The following is an 18,589-nucleotide window of genomic DNA, read 5'->3' as shown; positions in this document are numbered from 1 at the left end:
GTTACAGCCTTTAACCACGCCAATAAAATCAAAAGAGTGAACCGTCATGCGCATGAGCCTGAAGGCTAAAGTCCTGTCCCTTGCCGTTCTCCCGGTGTTGCTCTTTGCCCTCGTCATCAGCCTGACCACGTTGTTCATCCTGCAAGAACAGGCGCGCAAGGAAGTCGAGGAAACCCGTCAGAACCTGCTCAAGGACGCCAAGGCGACCCTGCAAAGCTACGTCGCCGTGGCCATGACCGCGATCAAGCCCCTTTACGACGCCGCCGCCCCCGGCGATGACGCCGCGCGGGCGCAAGTGGTCAAGTTGCTGTCGAGCATCAGCTACGGCAAGGACGGCTACTTCTTCGGCTACGACTCCAACACCGTGCGCCTGTTCAAGGCCAACAGCCCCGAAGGCGTGGGCCAGAGCTTCAAGGATAACCGCGACCCGAACGGTGTCTACGTCAACCGCGACCTGGTGAAAGTCGCGAAGGACGGCACCCACTACCTGCAATACAGCTCGCCGCTGCCCGGCAACAGCCAGGTGCTGGTGCCCAAGCTCGGCTATACCGAATACCTGCCCAAGTGGGACATGGCGGTCGGCACCTCGGTCAATCTCGATGGCATTGAAGCCCAGGTGGCGCTGGTGCAGGCCAAGGTCACCGAACGGATGGAAGGCGTGGTGCTGAGCATCGTCGGGATTGCGGTCATCGTGTTGTTGGTGATCGCGGCGGCGGGGATGCTGCTGGCCAATGCGATTCTGCGGCCGCTGAACCTGATGAAAGCCAACCTCGACGACATCGCGGCGGGCGAGGGCGACCTGACCCGGCGCCTGACCATCACCAGCGAAGACGAACTCGGGCAACTGGCCGGCTCGTTCAACCGCTTCGTCGACAAGATCCATGGCCTCGTGCGTCAAATCACCGAAATGACTTCGCAACTGACCGGGCTGGTGAATCAGGTGTCCGATCAAGCCCAGCGCTCGGATCAGGCGATGGAGCGTCAGCGTCACGAGACCGATCAAGTCGCCACGGCGATCAACGAAATGTCCGCCGCCGCCCAGGAAGTGGCCAAGAGCGCGCAAAACGCCGCCGTCGCTGCCCAGCAAACCGACGCTGAAGGCCAGGCCGCCAAGCGTGTGGTGGCCGGCAGCATCGTGAAGATTCATGCGTTGGTCGATGACATCCGCACCAGCGGCGTGTCCCTCGACAGCCTGCAAAAAGACGTGTCGTCGATTGTCAGTGTGCTCGGGGTGATCCGCTCGATTGCCGAGCAGACCAACCTGCTGGCCCTCAACGCCGCCATCGAAGCCGCCCGCGCCGGTGAGGCCGGGCGTGGTTTTGCGGTGGTGGCGGACGAAGTGCGGGCGCTGGCCAGTCGCACACAGATCAGTACCCAGGAAATCCAGGGCATGATCGATCGCTTGCAGGCGGGAACTCAGTCAGCCGTGGAAGCGATGCGCCGTTCCAGCGAGGCCGGTGACGGCACTTCGGCCCAGGCCAATGAGGCGGGTGCTTCCCTGGACACCATGGCGCAGTTGATCGGCACCATCAACTCGATGAACGCCCAGATCGCCAGCGCCGCCGAAGAACAGACGGCCGTGGCGGAAGAGATCAACCGCAGCGTGCATCAGATCGCGGTGGCGGTGGACAGCGTGGCGGATGAAACCCAGCTCGGCGCGCAGACCTCGCGCAGCCTGGCGGACCTTGGTCAACGGCTGGGTAAACTGGTCGGCCAGTTCCGGATCTGAATCCCTCATCGCGGGCAAGCCATGCTCCTACAAGAGCAGATTGTGCGACCACCGACTGTAGGAGCAAAGCTTGCTCGCGAAGGCGTACTTGAGGGCGCCTTCGCCGGCAAGCCTGGCTCCTACAGAAAGCAATTTGCATTGTTGTCAGGGTCTGTCCCAGTAGGGCACCACCCCAAAACACTCCACATAAAAATCGATCACCGTCCTGACCTTCACCGACAACCGGCGGCTCCCCGGCCACAGCACGGCAATCTGCTGCGGCTCAAGGCTGTTGGACACCTGATAGTCCTTCAGCACCGGCACCAGCGTCCCCGCACGCACCGCTTCGCCAATCAGCCACGACGGAAACATCACCAGCCCCAGCCCCTGTTCGGCGGCTTGGGTCAGGGTGTCGGCGTGGTTGCCGGTAATCGGACCTCGCACCGTGTAAGGCGTCCAGTCCTGCTGACCCTGACGAAAGAACCAGCGCTGCTGCCCGGTCACGCCTTTGTAGGCCAGGCATTGATGAGTGGCGAGGTCTTCGGGGTGTTGCGGGATGCCATGGCGTTCTAAATACGCGGGGCTGGCGGCCACTTGAAAGCGATGGGGGGCGAGGATCCGCGCCTGCATGCTCGAATCGTGCAGCGGGCCGATGCGGAACAGCAGGTCAGCACCTTCCTGCAACGGGTCGACATAGCTGTCGGTCTGCTGGATATCCAGTTGCAGCTTCGGGTAACGCTCGCAGAGTTGCCCCAGCCACGGCGTCAGATGCCGCTGGCCAAACACCACGGGCGCATTGATCCGCACCAGGCCGCTGGGTTCGCTTTGCTGTTCCTGCAACGCCTGCTCGGCCTCTTCCAGTTGCACCAGCACCAGCCGCGCGTGATGGCCGAGCATGCGTCCGGCTTCCGTCGGCGTGACCGCGCGGGTGTGGCGGTAAAGCAATTGCTGGTTCAGCGCCTGTTCCATCAACTGGATCTGCCGGGAAATCGAAGAGGGCGCCAGGCCTTCGCGGCGGGCGACTTCGGAAAAACTGCCGTGGTCGAGCACCGCGACAAATAGCCGAAGTGCCTTGAATCCCAGCTCGTTGAGGCCGTGCATGGTTATTCCTGCTGTGCGGGTTGCGCAAAAGTGTTGTCTGGATGATCCCATTTATCGCAAAGGATCGCCAGCCGATAATGCGCGCCACTTCTAACGCCGCGGATCCTGTGGAAGTGAGCTTTTGTGGCGAGGGGGCTTGCCCCCGTTGGAGCGCGAAGCGGTCCTGAAAAAGCAGGCCTGCTGCGCAGTCCAATGAGGGCAAGCCCCCTCGCCACAAATGCCCGTTCCCACATGGACCGCGTCTTAACTGAAAACTCGCAGGTTTTTCTTATGCAATCTTCTTCAATCGATGACATCGGCGTTGCTACAGCGCCAACCACCAAACCCGGGTTGCGCCTGTTGCTGCTGCCCCTGGTCATCCTGGCCGGCATGGGCCTGTCCGTGGAGGCCGGTTTGCTCGGGCCGCTCGGGGTTCAGGTCGGGCACCTGTGGGCAACCCTGAGCATTTTCGGCGTCGGCTCGGCGATTCTGTTTCTGCTGTTGTTGTTCAGCGGCCCGCAGCAAGGGCCGGCGCTGAGTGAATTGCCGCGCTGGCAGTTGATCGGCGGTTTTCTCGGGCCGATCTACGTGGTGGTGCTGACCCTGGCCACGCCCTCTATCGGCATCGCCATGACCATGATCGCGATCCTCTCCGGGCAGGTCGGTAAAAGCGTGCTCATCGACCACTTCGGCTGGTTCGGTGCGACACGCAAAAAGGTCAACGGTGAACGTTGGCTCGCCTTGCTGCTGATCGTCGCGGCACTCGTTTTGATCGCAAGGGGTTGATGATGAATCTGATTATTTTGTTGGCGGTGGTCGTGGCGGCTGGCGCGGTGTTGAGTGTCCAGGCGGCGATCAACGGGCGCCTGGGGGAAACCGTCGGCGTGTTGCGCAGCAGTTTGCTGACCTTTGTGGTCGGCGCGATTGTCACCGGGTTGCTGATCCTGTTTTTCGAACCGGCCCATGCCGTGAGCCTGCTGGATGTGCCGAAATGGCAGCTCAGCGGCGCGCTGTTCGGCGTGGTGTACATGATGGTCATGGTCGGCGCGGTGCCGCGAGTCGGGACGGCGGTGGCGACCGTGGCGGTGATCGTCGGGCAACTGGGCATGGGCATGCTGATCGATAACTTCGGCTGGCTCGGCAACCCGGCGATTGAGTTGTCCGGCAGCCGGGTCCTGGCGATGGTGTGCCTGGCGTTGGCGTTGGTGTTCATGTATCGCAGCAGCACTCGCCAGGCATAACGGCGGTCAACTCCTACACTGGTTAATACGGTGCGGCCCCGTCGCACTGGACGACCACAACCCTGGAGTCCGTCCCATGATCGACAGCGAAAGTACCTGCGACTGCCCCAAATGCTCCTGCAAACTGGGCCAACATCCCATTGCGCGCCACGGCAAGCACTACTGCTGCGAAGCCTGCGCCAAGCACCACGCCGGCGGTGAAGAATGTACCGGCAAGGGCTGCAAATGCGCCCACGGCTGACGCTTCGTCGCAAAAAAAATGGAGCCACTGGGCTCCATTTTTTGCTTCAGACGTTCCTTGTCCTCCCTATGAAAATTAGCTCGCCGGTCGCCACTTGACGTTCTCGACGCCAAATTTCTCCGCCAGCGGTTTGCTGGTTTTTTGTACTTTTTCACGACCGAATCGTGGTATTCGCCCGACCCCGGCGTCGCAACTTGCCCAATGCCAAGCCTCCGCGTTGTCCATCTTGTCCTGGCGGATAATGAAAGACTTGGGGACGCCATGAAGGGTGTATTCAATGACGAAGAGTTTTGCGTTGTTCATAAAGCCCGTATTCCTCCCTGTGGTAATAGAGGGATCGCGGGCGGCGCGGAAAATTCACTCGGATTGTCAGACGGCGGTGTCACTGGCGGCGCGCCAGACGCCTCGTTACCATGGCGACTTCCGCCAACCCCAATGAACGCTGCCCATGGCCCTCGCCGCACCGCCTGACCTGACTGACACCGATGTGCCCGTGCAACCGCTGGCGCGGACCTACCCGCGCGGCTTGTTCATTGAGCCCCATGAGCATGTCTGGGGCCAGTTGTTGTATGCGATGAGCGGGGTGATGTGGGTCGAAACGCCGCACGAAGCCCTGGTGGTTCCGCCGCAACGGGCGGTGTGGCTGCCGCCGGGCGTGCCCCACGGGATTCGGGTGGTGTCGGACTTGCAGATGCGCAACATCTACCTGCGACCGACGCTGGCGGCGACCCTGGATGACAGCGTGCAGGTGATCGAGGTCGGCGGGCTGCTGCGTGAGTTGATTATCGGGCTGGTGGAGCAGGGCGACGACGGTGCGCCTGAATACTACGAGGCGCTGGTCGGCCTGGCCCTGCTGGAACTCAAGCGGGCCAAACGCTCGCTGTTGAAAATCCCGTTGCCGGACGATTCTGATCGACGTTTGTTGAACCTGTGCCAGGCGGTCATGGCCGCGCCGTCCCTGGACATCGCGTTCGAACAACACGCCGAAAACACCGGGGCCAGCGTGCGCACCCTGGCGCGGTTGTTCAAGGACGGCTTGGGCATGGGCTTCGCCGAATGGCGACGCCAGGTGCAATTGGCGACGGCGGTGGCCGAGTTGATCCAGGGAGTGTCGATCAGTGCCATCGCCCGGGAACTGGGGTACTCGCCGAGCAGCTTTAGCGACATGTTTCGCCGGGAACTGGGCATTGCGCCTTCGCAATTCAACGCGAATCGTCGCACCGCTCGCTCCTACAGGTAGGGTGGTGTTTGCGGGTCTTTGGCCGATATTCAGAAGCCCTTGGCCGATTGGTTTCGCAGCCTTTCCCTAGACTCTGCACATACCCCCTGTGCCACGGAGTCCACCATGAACTACCTCATCTCACTGGCCATCGGCCTGGGCGTCGGTCTGCTCTACGGCGCGCTGGATTTTCGCTCGCCGGCACCCCCGGCCATCGCGCTGGTGGGGCTGCTGGGCATGCTCGCTGGCGAGCAGTTGTGGCCCATGGGCCGGCAGTTGATCGCCGGCTGGTTCGCCTGAAACCCTTCAACCCTTCAATGGACGTGTCCCCATGAAAGCTTTGCAATTCGACAAAACCGGCGACCTCTCGGCCCTGCGCTACGTCGAGGTCCCCACCCCCGTGGCCGGCGATGGTGAAGTGCTGGTGCAGATCAAGGCTGCCGGCCTGAACCCCAGCGATGTGAAGAACGTGCTCGGGCGTTTTCCCTACACCACGTTGCCACGGATTCCCGGTCGGGATTTCGCCGGGGTGGTGGTGCAAGGACCGCAGGCGCTGATCGGCCAGGAAGTCTGGGGCACCGGGCGTGAGCTGGGCTTTTTCGCCGATGGTTCCCATGCGCAATTCGTCAAGTTGCCGGCCAACGGCGTGGCACTGAAACCGACGCACCTGAGTTTCGCCCAGGCCGCCAGCCTCGGCGTGCCCTACACCACGGCGTGGGATGCACTGGAACGCAGCCTGGTGACGTCCGGTACGCGCTTGCTGGTGATCGGTGGCGGGGCGGTGGGCAGTGCGGCGCTGGCGCTGGCCAAGGTGCGCGGCGCCCAGGTGCTGGCGGCGGCGCGGCGGGTGGAGCAGGTCAAGGAGTTGCAGGCCCAGGGTTATCAGACCCTGCAACTGGACAAGCCCGAAGACCTCGGCGCCCAGGTGAATGCCGTGTATGCCGGCGGCGCCGATGTGATCTTCGACACCACCGGTTTCTGGCTGCCGGCCTCGGTTGCGGCACTGGCGCCGTTCGGCCGCATTGCGATCATCGCCGCGCCGGTGGACGGTCACGTGCAATTGCCGGCGCTGGCGTTGTATCGCAAGGGCGGTTCGGTGGTGGGGATCAATTCACTGCTGTACGGCGTTCAAGCCTGTGCCGCGATGCTGGATCAGTTTGGCCAGTTCTTCGATCAGGATCTGTTGCCGTTGCCCCAGGGGTTGGTTGAGTCGCCGTTGGCGCAGGGATTGGAGCGTTATGCCGAGGTGAATGCGGGCGGTGGCGACAAGGTGATTTTGTTGCCATAGCCGATAGATGTGTTGAAGGGTCTGGCGCCTTCGCGGGCAAACCTCGCTCCTACAGGGATCACATAACCCTTGTAGGAGCGAGGCTTGCCCGCGAAGGCGTCCTCAAGCCGGACTCAAGCCGGACTCAAGCCTCAGGCACCCCTTTCTCCCAAGCCGACCAATTCTTCAAAATCTCCTGCACCAACGGATTCCCGGTGCGATAGAGATTCTCCAGCGCCGGCACAAACCCGCCCTGGTCCGCGTACTTGAGCAAGTTATCCACTTCACTCTGCCCCGGCGCCGGGCGGTCGAAGTCGGAACCGGCGCGCACCACCGCCAGGCGCTGCACATCCACCAACCCCTCACGGCTGGCCCGCAGCAGGGCTTCGTAGGTGGAATTGTCTTCCTGCTGGGTCGTGCAGTACTCGCCTTTGTTATCCGTCAGCAGCTTGGTCCAGACCTCGGCGCGCTCGCTCAAACGCGTGCCGGAGAACCAGGTATTGCCCGCCGCGGTATCGCACTTCGTGACTACCGGCGCCAGATTGGCCGGGGCCGACGGGTACTTCAAACGCCACGCCGCCGACTCCTTGCTCTCCGCCAGCTCGACTTTATGAGACAGGGCAAACGCCTTGGCCTGCAACTTCGGATTGAGCTCGAAGACTTCGGTCTTGTAGTCCAGCGGCGGTTTTTCGTTCGGGCCCTTGGTGTTGATGCCGATGTAACCGGTCGGCCAGTCTTTTGGCGCATCCCGGGAATCGATCTCCCACTGGGTGCCGAACTCCACCAGGTAATGCGCCCACGCGGCGGTACCGATGGTCCCGTGCTTGGGGCTGATGCCGGCAATCCCGGCGATCAGGAAGTAGCTTTTGCGCAGGTCGAATTTCGACGACAGCGCCAGGGCCAACGTCGATGCCGCGGCGTTGGTCTGGCCCATGCCGGTAACCATCAAGCACACCTGCTGCGCGTTGCAGCGAATCGTCGGGTACTCGGCGGACAGCCCCGGCACGCGGATTTCCTGCTTGAGTTCCAGGCGCTCGATCCAGTGCTGCGCCTCGGGGGCGAACATGGTGATCAGCATCACTTTCGGCTGGATCGGTGCTTCGGCGGCCCAAACAGCAGAAGAAAGCAGGGTGCCGCAGGCCAAGCCAACGGACAGGGAAAGACGAGTAATTGCGTGCATAAAAAATCTCCATGACTGAACGCATGACAAACCGCTTGCAGCTTGTCGCTTGAAACTTGCCGCTTAAAACTGATAACCGATGCCGGCGTAGTAACCCCAGCCGTTGGAACGGGCCTTGAAGTCCCCATCGCCGAAATTCAACTCGCTGCCATCCTCCCAGTTGCCGCCGTTGTGGAAGTAACGGCCGACCAGGGTGAAGCGCAGGTGGGTGAACGAATACAGCAACACGTTGGTGGCCACGGTGGCGTTGGCGGTGCGGGCCGGGTTGTCCTTGTGCAGGTCCGAGCCGAAGTCGAAGTTGGTGAAGCCGATGTAGGTCAGCGACGCGCCATTGCTGAAGCTGCTGATGGGCACGATGTATTTCAGTTGGGCGCGGTAGCCGTCCCAGGAATATTCGTTGCTCGCCCCGTAGTTTTCCCACTGGTAGCGCCCGTAGAAGTTCGCCGACAGGTAGACCCGCGAGTGGGTGTCGATGTCGGTGCCCAAACCGCTGTACAGCGTGTTGGCGCGGTTGCGGGTGTTGCTGCCGTGGTCATAGATCCAGTCGAACGCCACGTACCATTCCTTGAACGGCCCGACGGCCAGGCTGCGGCCGGCCAGGTAATCGATGGAAATCCGTGGTTCGTGCTCCATGAACAGCGGCGAGCCGTGGTCCCACGCGCCTTTGTCGTGGCTGTTGCCGATGTCGAAAATCTTCGGGATGTCGACGTAGCCATACAGCTCAAACGGCCCCTTGCGCCCGAAGTACTCGTACTCCAGGTACACATCGTCAGAAGGTTGCGGGCCGAAGCTGATGTCCTTGCTGCCGATGACCGTCAGGTCCTGGTTGAACCAGTCCGACAGGTACGCGCCTTTTTTCGGCGGGTTGGCTTCCGGGCTAAGCGCTTCGCCCTGGGCTGACTCTTCGGGGAGGACGGGTTGCGCCAAAACGGTGCTGCTGAGTAGTCCTGTAACGCTGGCCAGTAGCAAGGAAACAGCAAACGAGCGCGAGCAAGTCACGCGGCTGGACGTGCGATGCATAAAAGTCCCTTTTCGTGCGGATCGAAGGCCCGGTTTTTCGGGCTTGCGCGGTTAGGTAGCGAAAATGCCGTTATCGGCGACTCGCAAACGTTTGCACATCTCATACCAATTGTTTCAATTCCATGAAAACTCGAAGAAATCGGGGTTTTTTCTGTCCTCTCGATCAGCTAACGAGATTCCGGCGTTCTGGTCCTCAGTGGCGCCAACACCTACAGCGGCGGCACCACCGTCAGCGGCGGTACGTTGGTCGGTAACACCACCAGCTTGCAGGGTCGCATCCTCAACAATGCGCGGGTGATGTTTGCCCAGACCGGCAACGGGTGCGGTACCGGTGATGTGGTCAAGCAAGGCGCCGGATCGCTGCTGTTAGAGGGCGATCATGCGTTCAGCGCTGCCGATCTGCCGGATACCGCGTTCCTCGATACCGCGCTGATCTACCGCGCCAACGAAGTGGATCTGACCGTCAGTCGCAACCAGGCTTCCTTCGCCGACGTCGCGGCGACCGGCAATCAGCGTGGCGTGGCTTCGGCCTTGAGCCGCAATGGCCTGGCCGGTGCCGAGTTGCAGAACCAGATCGTCAACCTCAGCGGCGCCGGGGCGGTTTTTTTGCCCCGCGATATGTGGTTTTTTGTGGCGAGCGGGCTTGCCCCCGTTGGGTTGCGAAGCGACCCTAAAACCAGAAACGCCATTTATTCAGACATACCGCCTGTACTGGTTTCACGACTGCTGCGCAGCCGAACGGGGGCAAGCCCCCTCGCCACCGTTAATGGGTGGCACTCCGCGCTCTGCTAGAATCGCCCGCATTGATCCCACGAGGTGCACCCCCATGAGCGAGCCGATTCGCCTGACCCAATACAGCCACGGCGCAGGATGCGGTTGCAAAATCTCACCGCAAGTCCTGGAAGTGATCCTGGCCGGCAGCGGCGCGCAGAACCTCGACCCCAAGCTCTGGGTCGGCAATGCCTCGCGCGATGACGCGGCGGTGTATGCCATCGACGACGAGCGCGGCGTGGTCTCGACCACCGACTTCTTCATGCCGATTGTCGATGATCCGTTCGACTTCGGCCGCATCGCCGCCACCAATGCGATCAGCGACATCTACGCCATGGGCGGCGATCCGTTGATGGCGATTGCGATCCTCGGCTGGCCGGTCAATGTGCTGGCCCCGGAAATCGCCCGGGAAGTGATTCGCGGCGGCCGTTCGATCTGCGACGAGGCGGGCATTCCCCTGGCCGGCGGGCATTCCATCGACGCCCCGGAACCGATCTTCGGCCTGGCCGTCACCGGGCTGGTGCAAAAGCAACACATGAAACGCAACGACACCGCCACGGCCGGCTGCCTGCTGTACCTGACCAAACCCCTGGGCATCGGCATCCTCACCACCGCCGAGAAGAAGGGCAAGTTGCGCCACGCCGACATCGGCCTGGCCCGCGACTGGATGTGCACCCTGAACAAACCCGGCAGCCGCTTCGGCAAACTCGACGGCGTCACCGCGATGACCGACGTCACCGGTTTCGGCTTGCTGGGGCACCTGGTGGAAATGGCCGATGGCAGCCAGCTCACCGCGCGCATCGAATACGACCGCGTGCCGCGCCTGGCCGGCGTCGAGTATTACCTCGAACAGGGCTGTGTGCCCGGCGGCACCTTGCGCAACTTCGACAGCTACGCCAGCAAACTCGGGCGCTTGCAGGAACTGCACAAACGCGTGCTGTGCGATCCGCAAACCAGCGGTGGCCTGTTGATTGCGGTCACGCCTGGGGGTAACGAACAGTTCCTCGCCGTCGCCGCCGAGCTGGGCCTGAACCTTGAGCCGATCGGTGAACTGGTTGAGCGACAGACCAACGCGGTCGAGGTGTTTTGATGTCTATCGACTACACCGATTACCGCGACCTCTTTCTCAACGACCGGCCGATGATGGATGCGCGCGCGCCGGTCGAGTTCCTCAAGGGCTCGTTCCCCGGCGTGATCAACCTGCCGCTGATGAACGACCACGAGCGGCAACGGATCGGCACGTGCTACAAGCAACACGGTCAACAAGCGGCCATCACGTTGGGGCATCAGTTGGTGTCCGGCGCGGTCAAGGCCGAACGCATCCAGGCCTGGGCCGACTTTGCCCGGGCTCATCCTGACGGGTATTTGTATTGTTTTCGCGGCGGCTTGCGCTCGCAGATCGTCCAGCAGTGGCTCAAGGACGAGGCAGGCATCGACTATCCACGGGTCGGCGGTGGCTACAAAGCCATGCGCAGCTTCTTGCTGGACACCACGGATCAGGCCGTGGCCCAGTGCGATTTCGTCTTGCTCGGCGGCATGACCGGCACCGGTAAAACCGAAGTGCTGACGCAGTTGAGCAACGGCCTGGACCTGGAAGGCTACGCCAATCACCGGGGGTCGAGCTTCGGCAAACGCGCCACCGGCCAGCCCTCCAACATCGACTTTGAAAACCGCCTGGCCGTGGACCTGCTGAAAAAGCGCGCCCGGGGCATCGAGCAATTCGTGCTGGAAGACGAGAGTCGCGCGGTGGGCAGTTGTGCCTTGCCGTTGCCGTTGTATCAGGGCATGCAGCAGTTTCCGATGGTCTGGCTGGAAGACAGCCTGGAAGGGCGGGTCGAGCGGATCCTGCGGGATTACGTGGTGGACCTGTGTGCCGAGTTTATCGGCGTGCACGGCGAGGAAGGCTTCGGGCTGTTTTCCGAGCGCTTGCTGGAGAGTCTGAATAACGTCCAGAAACGCCTGGGCGGGGAGCGTCATCGGCGGATGTTGCTGTTGATGGAAGACGCCTTGGCCGAGCAGGCGCGCAGTGGCGCGGTGGACTTGCACCGGGGCTGGATCGAGGGATTGTTGAGCGAGTATTACGACCCGATGTATGCGTTCCAGCGCGAGAAGAAAGGCGCGCGGATCGAGTTTGCCGGGGAGCGGGGGGCGGTGTTTGAATATCTGCGCCAGCGCGGCAGTCAGCGGGTTTGAGGGTGTTTTTGCCGGCCTTATCGCGGGCAAGCCATGCTCCTACAGGTCATGCGTCGTGCCGAATCATGTGACCGACGCAGAACCTGTAGGAGCAAGGCTTGCCCGCGAAGGCGTCCTCACAGACGCCAACGGCCCTAAAGCAATGCCGCCCCGATCAACCCGCTGATTACCCCGATCCCCATCGTCATCAGCGCCACGCTGACCAATACCCGCGTATCGAAATCCTTGCGCAGCATCAGCAGCGACGGCAGGCTGATGCTCGGCAGGGTCATCAGCAGCGCGACCGCCGGGGCGGTGCCCATGCCCAGGGTCATCATGGTTTGCACGATCGGGATTTCGGCGGCAGTCGGAATCACGAACAGCGTACCGATGATCGCCAGCGGCACCAGCCATAGCAGGCTGTTGGCCATGGCGCCATCGATGTGCGGAAACACCCAGACCCGTACCGCGCCCAGCACCAGCACCGCCACGATGTAGATCGGAATGGTGCTCCAGAACAATTGCCAGATCGTCCGGCCCCAGCGGGTCAGGAACGGTTGCGTATTGGTTTCGCTGGCATCGACCACGGCCTCGACGGCGGCTTCAGGCAAGGTCTCCGGGCCGGCGATCCGCTGGGCCACCAGCGACACGCCGAACACCAGCACGATGCCCGCCACCAGGCGCAACGCCGTGAACCCCCAGCCGAGCACGAAGCCCATGAACACCAGCGTGGCGGGGTTGAGCACCGGGTTGCCGATCCAGAAGGCCAGCGCCGCACCCACCGAGACGTTCTGCCGACGCATGCCGGCGGCCACCGGGGCGGCGCAGCACGAGCACATCATGCCGGGCAGGGCGAACAGGCCACCGCGCAGGGTCGAGGCAAACCCGGCGCGACCGAACAGGCGCAGCAGCCAGTCGCGGGGAATCAACACTTGCAGCAGGGAACCGAGAATGACCGCCAGGACGGCGGCTTTCCAGATCGCCAGGAAATACACCTTGGCGTAGGCCAGGGCGGCGCTCAGGGGATCGGACAGTTGGTCATTGATGATCGAGGCGCCGATGCTGTGGTTGTCAGCGGCGACGAAGGCCTTGAGGTAGTAGGGCGACCACTTGACGTAGTAGAGACCGACGCAGGCGACCAGCAGGAACAGGGCGGGTTTCCACCAGAACGACCAGCCCCGGGCGGGGACGGCTGTGGATGAGAGCGACATGGCGAGGTTCCGGACAAAGGAGAGATGGGTTCATGATAGCCCAGCGCCTTCGTACGTGTGGCCCCGACAGTGCGTGGGACCTGGGGGACCTGTTATGTAGGACAGTTCTGCGAGCCGTTATCCAGCCCTTGTTTATAGGTGTGGCTGACCAGACTGGCCTTGCCGTTGTGCCATGTCAGAGTCAGCACGTACAGCGAATCGTAGTCACTGGACTCCCAGTCGTCGGTGATGTTCTGTTTCTTGCCCACCGCGTCGCCGGCAACCTTGTTGATCAACTCCGGCAGGTAGCCGTGGGACCAGGCGGTGTAGATGATCGAGTTGTGATACTTGTCGTGCAGCAATTCGTCCGCCAGATCACTGGTGTCGTTGGCCGAGTATTCGATGTTCACCGGCAGGCCGAGCTTGATGGCGCTGGGGCTGATGGTCATCAGCGGACGAATGTAGCTGTAGGAATTGTCCAGTTCGCCTTCCTCGACATTGCGTGTCGGGTTGGCGGCAAACACGTAATCGGCCTTGCCGAATTTTTCCGGGAGCAGGGTGGACAGGTTGATCGCCCGGTTCAAACCCTGGCAATTGAGCTGGCCCAGGCCGCCGTCGGGTTTTTCGGCGTGGCGCAGGAATACCAGCGTCTGGGTGCCGTCGGCCGGTTGGGCGCGGCTTTCGCTGGACTCAAGCGACAGGAACAGCGCGCTGGCCGCCAATAACGAGGGCAGAAAGACATACGCGCGACGTTTGAAGCGTTGGACAAATTTCGAAAGGTTCATCATTGAATAAAGGGATCTTCAGCGCATTCGATTAAGGCTGACAAACCTTTACACCGCGCGCTCCCAGCAGCGGGTGTTTTCCATGTCGTTAAGCCGGTCCGTTTCGTAAAAGGCAATGTTCAGAGTCCTCTGAAGCCCATTGGTTCGATGACGGCGGGTTCGCAGCACTTTAGCCGCAACCTTCGCTGGGTTGGCCGAAGGTTATCGACAGGATGTTGCGGATTTATGGACGCTGGCACGATTGCGTATGCCGCATCGGCCGGTCCTCCATTATGATCAGCGCTCCAATGTCTGCGCGGATCACCCCATGACCGATCTCTCTGCGTTCCCGATCCACCAAAAATGGCCGGCCCAGTACCCCGAGTGGATTCAGCTCTACTCCTTGCCGACCCCCAACGGCGTCAAGGTTTCGATCATGCTGGAAGAGATCGGTCTGCCGTACGAGCCGCATCGTGTGGGCTTCGAAACCAATGATCAGTTGTCGCCGGCGTTCATGTCGTTGAACCCCAACAACAAGATCCCGGCGATCATCGACCCCCACGGCCCAGGGGATCAGCCACTGCCGTTGTTCGAGTCCGGGGCGATCCTGATCTACCTCGCCGACAAAAGTGGCCAGTTGCTGGCCCAGGAATCGGCGGCGCGCTACGAGACGATCCAGTGGTTGATGTTTCAGATGGGCGGTATCGGGCCGATCTTCGGCCAGGTCGGTTTCTTCAACAAATTCGGTGGCAAGGACTACGAAGACAAGCGGCCCCTTGAGCGCTACGTCGAAGAAAGCAAGCGCCTGCTCAACGTGCTCGACCAGCGCTTGCAAGGACGCGACTGGATCATGGGCGAGCGCTACACCATCGCCGACATCGCGACGTTTCCGTGGATACGCAACCTGATCGGCTTCTACGAGGCCGGGGATCTGGTGGGTATCAAGAACTTCCCGAACATCACGCGGGTGCTGGAGCGCTTCCTGGCGCGGCCGGCGGTCATGCGCGGTCTGGAAATTCCCAAGTAAGTTTTTAGAGCCAAGGAAGGTCATGCGTTCATTTCCCTTCAAGCAAGTCGATGTCTTCAGCCGTACACCGCTCAAAGGCAACCCGCTGGCCGTGGTGTTCGGCGCTGACGAACTCAGCGATGAACGCCTGGCGGCGTTCGCGAGCTGGACCAATCTCAGCGAAACCACGTTCGTGCTCCAGCCTCGGGACCCCCGGGCCGACTATCGGGTGCGGATCTTCACCACCCTGCAAGAGCTGCCATTCGCCGGGCATCCGACCTTGGGCACCTGTCACGCCTGGCTTGAGGCCGGTGGCGTGCCCAAGGGTGAGGAGATCATTCAGGAGTGCGGCGTCGGGCTGGTGCGGGTGCGTCGGCAAGGTACGGAGCTGGCGTTTCTGGCGCCACCGCTGCTCAAGACCGGTCCGGTCGAGGCCGAGGTGGTGGAGCGGGTCCGGCTCGGGCTGGGGTTGGCGGCGGGGGCGATTGTGCGGGCGCAATGGGTCGATAACGGTGCCGGGTGGCTGGCGGTGATGGTCGCGGATCGGCAGCAGGTGCTGGATTTGCAACCGGATCATGCGCACATGCTCGGCCTGGCCGTCGGCGTGATCGCACCGTGGCACCCCGAGCGCGATGGCGAAGAGGCGCAGTTCGAAGTGCGCGCGTTCATCTCCGGCGACGGCATGCCGGAAGACCCGGCCACCGGCAGCCTCAACGCCGGGATCGCCCAATGGCTGCTCAGCGAAGGGTTGGCGCCGGCGTCCTACGTGGTCAGCCAAGGCTTGACCATGGGCCGCGCAGGGCGGATTCAGGTGGATCAGGTCGGTGACGAGATCTGGATCGGCGGCGCCGTGGTGACCTGCATCGACGGCACCCTGACGCTGTAGCTGATCTTCGGGATAAACCCAATACCCTGTGGGAACGGGCTTTTGTTTGGTGGTGTCCCTGATTTTGTGACCAGCACAAGAGGCATTGTTGCCAACCCGGTAAAGGTTTGTTCCTCACCTGATGTTTGTATCCTGCGCCGCACAGGGCATAAGCTTCGCCCCCTACGACTTTTGTCTCAGGAAAATCCATGTCCAGCCAGTTCCCCGAAGCACGTCCACGCCGTTTGCGCCGTAATGCGAGCCTGCGCAGCCTGTTCCAGGAAACCGAGTTCAGCCTGAACGACCTGGTGCTGCCGATTTTCGTCGAAGAAGAAATCGACGACTTCGTACCGATCAAGAGCATGCCCGGCGTGATGCGCATTCCCGAGTCGAAACTGGCCGGCGAGATCGAGCGTTATGCCCGTGCCGGGATCAAGTCAGTGATGACCTTCGGCGTGTCCCATCACCTGGACAGCAGCGGCAGCGACACCTGGAACGACAACGGCCTGGTTTCGCGCATGTCGCGGATCGCCAAGGACGCGGTGCCGGAGATGATCGTGATGTCCGACACCTGCTTCTGCGAGTACACCGATCACGGCCACTGCGGCGTGGTGCACAACCACGAAGTCGACAACGACCAGACCCTGATCAACCTCGGCAAACAAGCCGTGGCCGCCGCCCGTGCCGGGGCTGACGTGATCGCCCCGTCGGCGGCCATGGACGGCCAGGTCCAGGCGATTCGCCGGGCGCTCGATGCCGCCGGTTTTACTCAGACCGCGATCATGGCCTACTCGACCAAATTCGCCTCGGCGCTCTACGGCCCGTTCCGCGAAGCCGGCGGCAGCGCCTTGAAAGGCGACCGCAAAAGCTACCAGATGAACCCGATGAACCGCCGCGAAGCCGTGCGCGAATCGCTGCTGGACGAACAGGAAGGCGCCGACGCGCTGATGGTCAAACCGGCCGGCGCGTACCTGGACATCATCCGCGACATCCGCGAGGTTTCGCGGTTGCCGTTGTCGGCGTATCAGGTCAGTGGCGAGTACGCGATGATCAAGTTTGCTGCTCAGGCCGGGGCCATCGACGAAGACCGCGTCGTGCGCGAAAGCCTCGGCGCGATCAAGCGTGCCGGGGCGGATTTGATCTTTACGTACTTTGCGATGGACCTGGCCCTGGCTGGGATCTGATAAAGATCAAGATCAAAAGATCGCAGCCTTCGACAGCGCCTACATTGGGATGGTGTACACCCAGTAGGAGTTGCCGAAGGCTGCGATCTTTTGCTTTTCAGCCAAAAAACATCCGTATCCCGTGATCCCGGAAATACCGCGCGATCACCTTCGGATCCGCGCTGTTATCGGCAATCGCCACGTAGGTATCCGGGCGCAACAGATAAAACCCGTTGCGCGCCAACCCCGCCGCCTCAAACGCTGGCCGCCAGTCGAATACGTGCAAGGGCAAATGATGTTCGATGCACCAGGCGATCATTTCGTCGCTGGTGTCGCCGTACACATGCACCTGCCAGGTCAGGTTTTTCAGGGATTCGTAGTTATCACCTTCGCCATCATGCGCCCAGGGCAGGCGGTCGCCGCCGTGGACGTGCCCGGTCACGCCTTCGCTCAGGGGCATGCCGCGATAGTTGAGGGTGATTTGCGAGACGGTGCGAAACAGGAACTCCGGTCCGAACGTGGCCAGTTTGGGAATCAGGAACGGCGCCAGCCGCGTGCGCAGCAGATCCGCGACTTTGCCCTCGGCGGTGACGAAGCTGAACACCCGGTCGGTGGTGGACACCAGGCGCCGGGCGAAGGCGATGCGTTCGGTTTCGTAGCTGTCGAGCAATTTGGTGGTGGCGGCGCCGGTCAGCACGGCGGCCAGTTTCCAGGCCAGGTTGATCGCGTCGCCAATCCCGGTGTTCATGCCCTGGCCGCCCGCCGGACTGTGGACATGGGCCGCGTCGCCGAGCAAAAACGCACGACCGCTGCGAAAGAACTCCGCCACCCGGTGATGCACGCGGTAGGTCGAGAACCAGTTGACCTGTTCGACCTGCACTTTCAAATGCTCGATAGCCCGGCTGCTGACGTCTTCGAATTTCAGGGTTTCAGCGTGCTCGGCACGTTCATCACGCACAGTGCCGATCAGCCGCGCGTGACCTTCGCTGGCCAATGGAAACACGGCGAGGAAGTCCGCTTCATCGAGGTCCACATGCAGTTCGCCATTGAACGCCGGGCCGCTGGCCTGCACGTCGGCGACGTAGAAAATCTGCTGGTAGGTGCCGCCGGGGAAACCGCTGTCCAGGGTTTTGCGCACAATCGACCGCGCGCCGTCGCAACCGGCGATGTAGCAGGCCTGGCAGGTTTCCTGCTGGCCATCGGGCAAGCGTAACTGCGCGGTGATGCCGTCGCCGGTTTCAGTGAAACTTTCCAGTTCGGTATTGCGTTCCACGCGGACGCCGAAGGTTTCGAGGCGTTCGATCAGCAGTTGTTCGTGTTCGTCCTGGGGAAAGATTTCGAGGAACGCGTAGGGCGTCAGGCCCTCGCCGATCCGGGTTAACGGCAGGTGCGCCACGGGTTCGCCCTTGACCCAGAAATTCGCCGCCGCCACCCGATGGCCGTTTTGCACAATGGCATCGGCGAGGTCGAGTTGGCGATACAGCTCCAGGGTTCGCGCCTGCACAGCCAGCGCCCGCGAGGTGGTGCCCGGGGCCAGGGTCTTGTCGATGATGCGCACGTGGATGCCGAGTTTGCTCAGCCACAGCGCCAGCACCAGGCCGGTCGGGCCGGCGCCGATGATCAACACGTCGCTACGGTTCATGGGCCTGTTCTCCATGAGGTGTGAAATGAGTATGGCGCAGGAAAACGAAAAGGCCCCGCA

Annotated in this window: 18 protein-coding genes and 3 pseudogenes; 14 read left to right on the top strand and 7 right to left on the bottom strand. The window is 62.1% G+C overall.

All coding sequences use genetic code 11. The features are described from left to right. Positions 1–46: 46 nt before the first annotated feature. Together ACY4LX_RS23430 and ACY4LX_RS23425 are read left to right on the top strand one after the other, a co-directional pair. Positions 47–823: pseudogene (locus tag ACY4LX_RS23430) on the top strand (cache domain-containing protein); the annotation flags it as partial. A 393-nt stretch (positions 824–1,216) separates the two neighbouring features. Continuing rightward, positions 1,217–1,729: pseudogene (locus ACY4LX_RS23425) on the top strand (methyl-accepting chemotaxis protein); the annotation flags it as partial. Between the two features lie 144 nt (positions 1,730–1,873). Here ACY4LX_RS23425 and ACY4LX_RS23420 read toward each other — a convergent pair. Next, complete coding sequence (locus tag ACY4LX_RS23420; protein ID WP_463257980.1) at positions 1,874–2,809, bottom strand: LysR family transcriptional regulator; 936 nt, start codon at positions 2,807–2,809, stop codon at positions 1,874–1,876. A 270-nt stretch (positions 2,810–3,079) separates the two neighbouring features. Between ACY4LX_RS23420 and ACY4LX_RS23415 the strand changes: the two genes are divergently transcribed. The 3 genes from ACY4LX_RS23415 to ACY4LX_RS23405 all read left to right on the top strand — a co-directional run bounded on the left by ACY4LX_RS23415 (position 3,080) and on the right by ACY4LX_RS23405 (position 4,270). After that, entirely contained in the window at positions 3,080–3,574 is a 495-nt protein-coding gene (locus ACY4LX_RS23415; protein ID WP_149661923.1) for a DMT family transporter, read from the top strand. A gap of 2 nt (positions 3,575–3,576) precedes the next feature. Beyond that, positions 3,577–4,029 (top strand): DMT family transporter, encoded by a 453-nt coding sequence (locus tag ACY4LX_RS23410; RefSeq protein ID WP_149661924.1) that lies wholly within the window; start codon positions 3,577–3,579, stop codon positions 4,027–4,029. 76 nt (positions 4,030–4,105) lie between these two features. Beyond that, positions 4,106–4,270 (top strand): metallothionein, encoded by a 165-nt coding sequence (locus ACY4LX_RS23405; RefSeq protein WP_133840609.1) that lies wholly within the window; start codon positions 4,106–4,108, stop codon positions 4,268–4,270. Positions 4,271–4,345: 75 nt separating this feature from the next. On the opposite strand, the gene ACY4LX_RS23400 is transcribed toward ACY4LX_RS23405, so the two are convergent. Continuing rightward, positions 4,346–4,573, bottom strand: coding sequence for a DUF6555 family protein (locus tag ACY4LX_RS23400; protein WP_133840608.1), 228 nt, complete (start codon positions 4,571–4,573; stop codon positions 4,346–4,348). Positions 4,574–4,718: 145 nt separating this feature from the next. Here ACY4LX_RS23400 and ACY4LX_RS23395 point away from each other — a divergent pair, with 145 nt between their 5' ends. The 3 genes from ACY4LX_RS23395 to ACY4LX_RS23385 all read left to right on the top strand — a co-directional run bounded on the left by ACY4LX_RS23395 (position 4,719) and on the right by ACY4LX_RS23385 (position 6,777). Continuing rightward, entirely contained in the window at positions 4,719–5,510 is a 792-nt protein-coding gene (locus ACY4LX_RS23395; RefSeq protein ID WP_463257979.1) for an AraC family transcriptional regulator, read from the top strand. 105 nt (positions 5,511–5,615) lie between these two features. Beyond that, positions 5,616–5,789 (top strand): DUF1427 family protein, encoded by a 174-nt coding sequence (locus ACY4LX_RS23390; RefSeq protein ID WP_133840606.1) that lies wholly within the window; start codon positions 5,616–5,618, stop codon positions 5,787–5,789. A 31-nt stretch (positions 5,790–5,820) separates the two neighbouring features. After that, positions 5,821–6,777: a quinone oxidoreductase family protein gene (locus ACY4LX_RS23385; protein WP_149661927.1), complete on the top strand. Its 957-nt coding sequence runs from the start codon at positions 5,821–5,823 to the stop codon at positions 6,775–6,777. A 124-nt stretch (positions 6,778–6,901) separates the two neighbouring features. On the opposite strand, the gene ACY4LX_RS23380 is transcribed toward ACY4LX_RS23385, so the two are convergent. Together ACY4LX_RS23380 and ACY4LX_RS23375 are read right to left on the bottom strand one after the other, a co-directional pair. After that, a complete protein-coding gene (locus ACY4LX_RS23380) occupies positions 6,902–7,936 on the bottom strand; it encodes a purine-nucleoside phosphorylase (RefSeq protein WP_149661928.1) in 1,035 nt (344 codons plus the stop codon). Between the two features lie 63 nt (positions 7,937–7,999). Further along, a complete protein-coding gene (locus ACY4LX_RS23375; RefSeq protein WP_463257978.1) occupies positions 8,000–8,956 on the bottom strand; it encodes a nucleoside-specific channel-forming protein Tsx in 957 nt (318 codons plus the stop codon). 174 nt (positions 8,957–9,130) lie between these two features. Between ACY4LX_RS23375 and ACY4LX_RS23370 the strand changes: the two are divergent. The 3 genes and pseudogenes from ACY4LX_RS23370 to mnmH all read left to right on the top strand — a co-directional run. Next, positions 9,131–9,556, top strand: a pseudogene (locus tag ACY4LX_RS23370) (autotransporter-associated beta strand repeat-containing protein); the annotation flags it as partial. A gap of 226 nt (positions 9,557–9,782) precedes the next feature. Further along, a complete protein-coding gene (selD, locus tag ACY4LX_RS23365) occupies positions 9,783–10,817 on the top strand; it encodes a selenide, water dikinase SelD (protein WP_463257977.1) in 1,035 nt (344 codons plus the stop codon). After that, positions 10,817–11,920: a tRNA 2-selenouridine(34) synthase MnmH gene (gene mnmH, locus ACY4LX_RS23360; protein WP_463257976.1), complete on the top strand. Its 1,104-nt coding sequence runs from the start codon at positions 10,817–10,819 to the stop codon at positions 11,918–11,920. The genes selD and mnmH overlap by 1 nt, the downstream gene beginning before the upstream one ends. Before the next feature lie 134 nt (positions 11,921–12,054). Here mnmH and ACY4LX_RS23355 read toward each other — a convergent pair whose 3' ends face one another. Together ACY4LX_RS23355 and ACY4LX_RS23350 are read right to left on the bottom strand one after the other, a co-directional pair. Further along, positions 12,055–13,110: a permease gene (locus tag ACY4LX_RS23355; RefSeq protein WP_463257975.1), complete on the bottom strand. Its 1,056-nt coding sequence runs from the start codon at positions 13,108–13,110 to the stop codon at positions 12,055–12,057. A gap of 92 nt (positions 13,111–13,202) precedes the next feature. Beyond that, positions 13,203–13,877 (bottom strand): histidine phosphatase family protein, encoded by a 675-nt coding sequence (locus tag ACY4LX_RS23350; RefSeq protein ID WP_149661933.1) that lies wholly within the window; start codon positions 13,875–13,877, stop codon positions 13,203–13,205. A gap of 304 nt (positions 13,878–14,181) precedes the next feature. On the opposite strand from ACY4LX_RS23350, the gene ACY4LX_RS23345 reads away from it, so the two are divergent. The 3 genes from ACY4LX_RS23345 (at position 14,182) to hemB (ending at position 16,908) form a co-directional block, all read left to right on the top strand. Beyond that, positions 14,182–14,880, top strand: a complete 699-nt coding sequence (locus tag ACY4LX_RS23345) for a glutathione S-transferase family protein (protein ID WP_463257974.1) — start codon at positions 14,182–14,184, stop codon at positions 14,878–14,880. A 22-nt stretch (positions 14,881–14,902) separates the two neighbouring features. After that, positions 14,903–15,745, top strand: coding sequence for a PhzF family phenazine biosynthesis protein (locus ACY4LX_RS23340; RefSeq protein ID WP_463257973.1), 843 nt, complete (start codon positions 14,903–14,905; stop codon positions 15,743–15,745). A gap of 188 nt (positions 15,746–15,933) precedes the next feature. Beyond that, positions 15,934–16,908: a porphobilinogen synthase gene (gene hemB / locus ACY4LX_RS23335; RefSeq protein ID WP_133840596.1), complete on the top strand. Its 975-nt coding sequence runs from the start codon at positions 15,934–15,936 to the stop codon at positions 16,906–16,908. A 97-nt stretch (positions 16,909–17,005) separates the two neighbouring features. Here hemB and ACY4LX_RS23330 read toward each other — a convergent pair whose 3' ends face one another. Further along, the gene (locus ACY4LX_RS23330; RefSeq protein ID WP_463257972.1) at positions 17,006–18,529 is read right to left on the bottom strand and encodes an FAD-dependent oxidoreductase; all 1,524 of its coding nucleotides are present in this window, start codon (positions 18,527–18,529) and stop codon (positions 17,006–17,008) included. Positions 18,530–18,589: the final 60 nt, after the last annotated feature.

Source organism: Pseudomonas sp. Emmai (assembly GCF_055179735.1).
The sequence above is the reverse complement of the archived record's forward strand: the minus strand, read 5'-3'. Positions and strand labels throughout refer to the sequence as shown.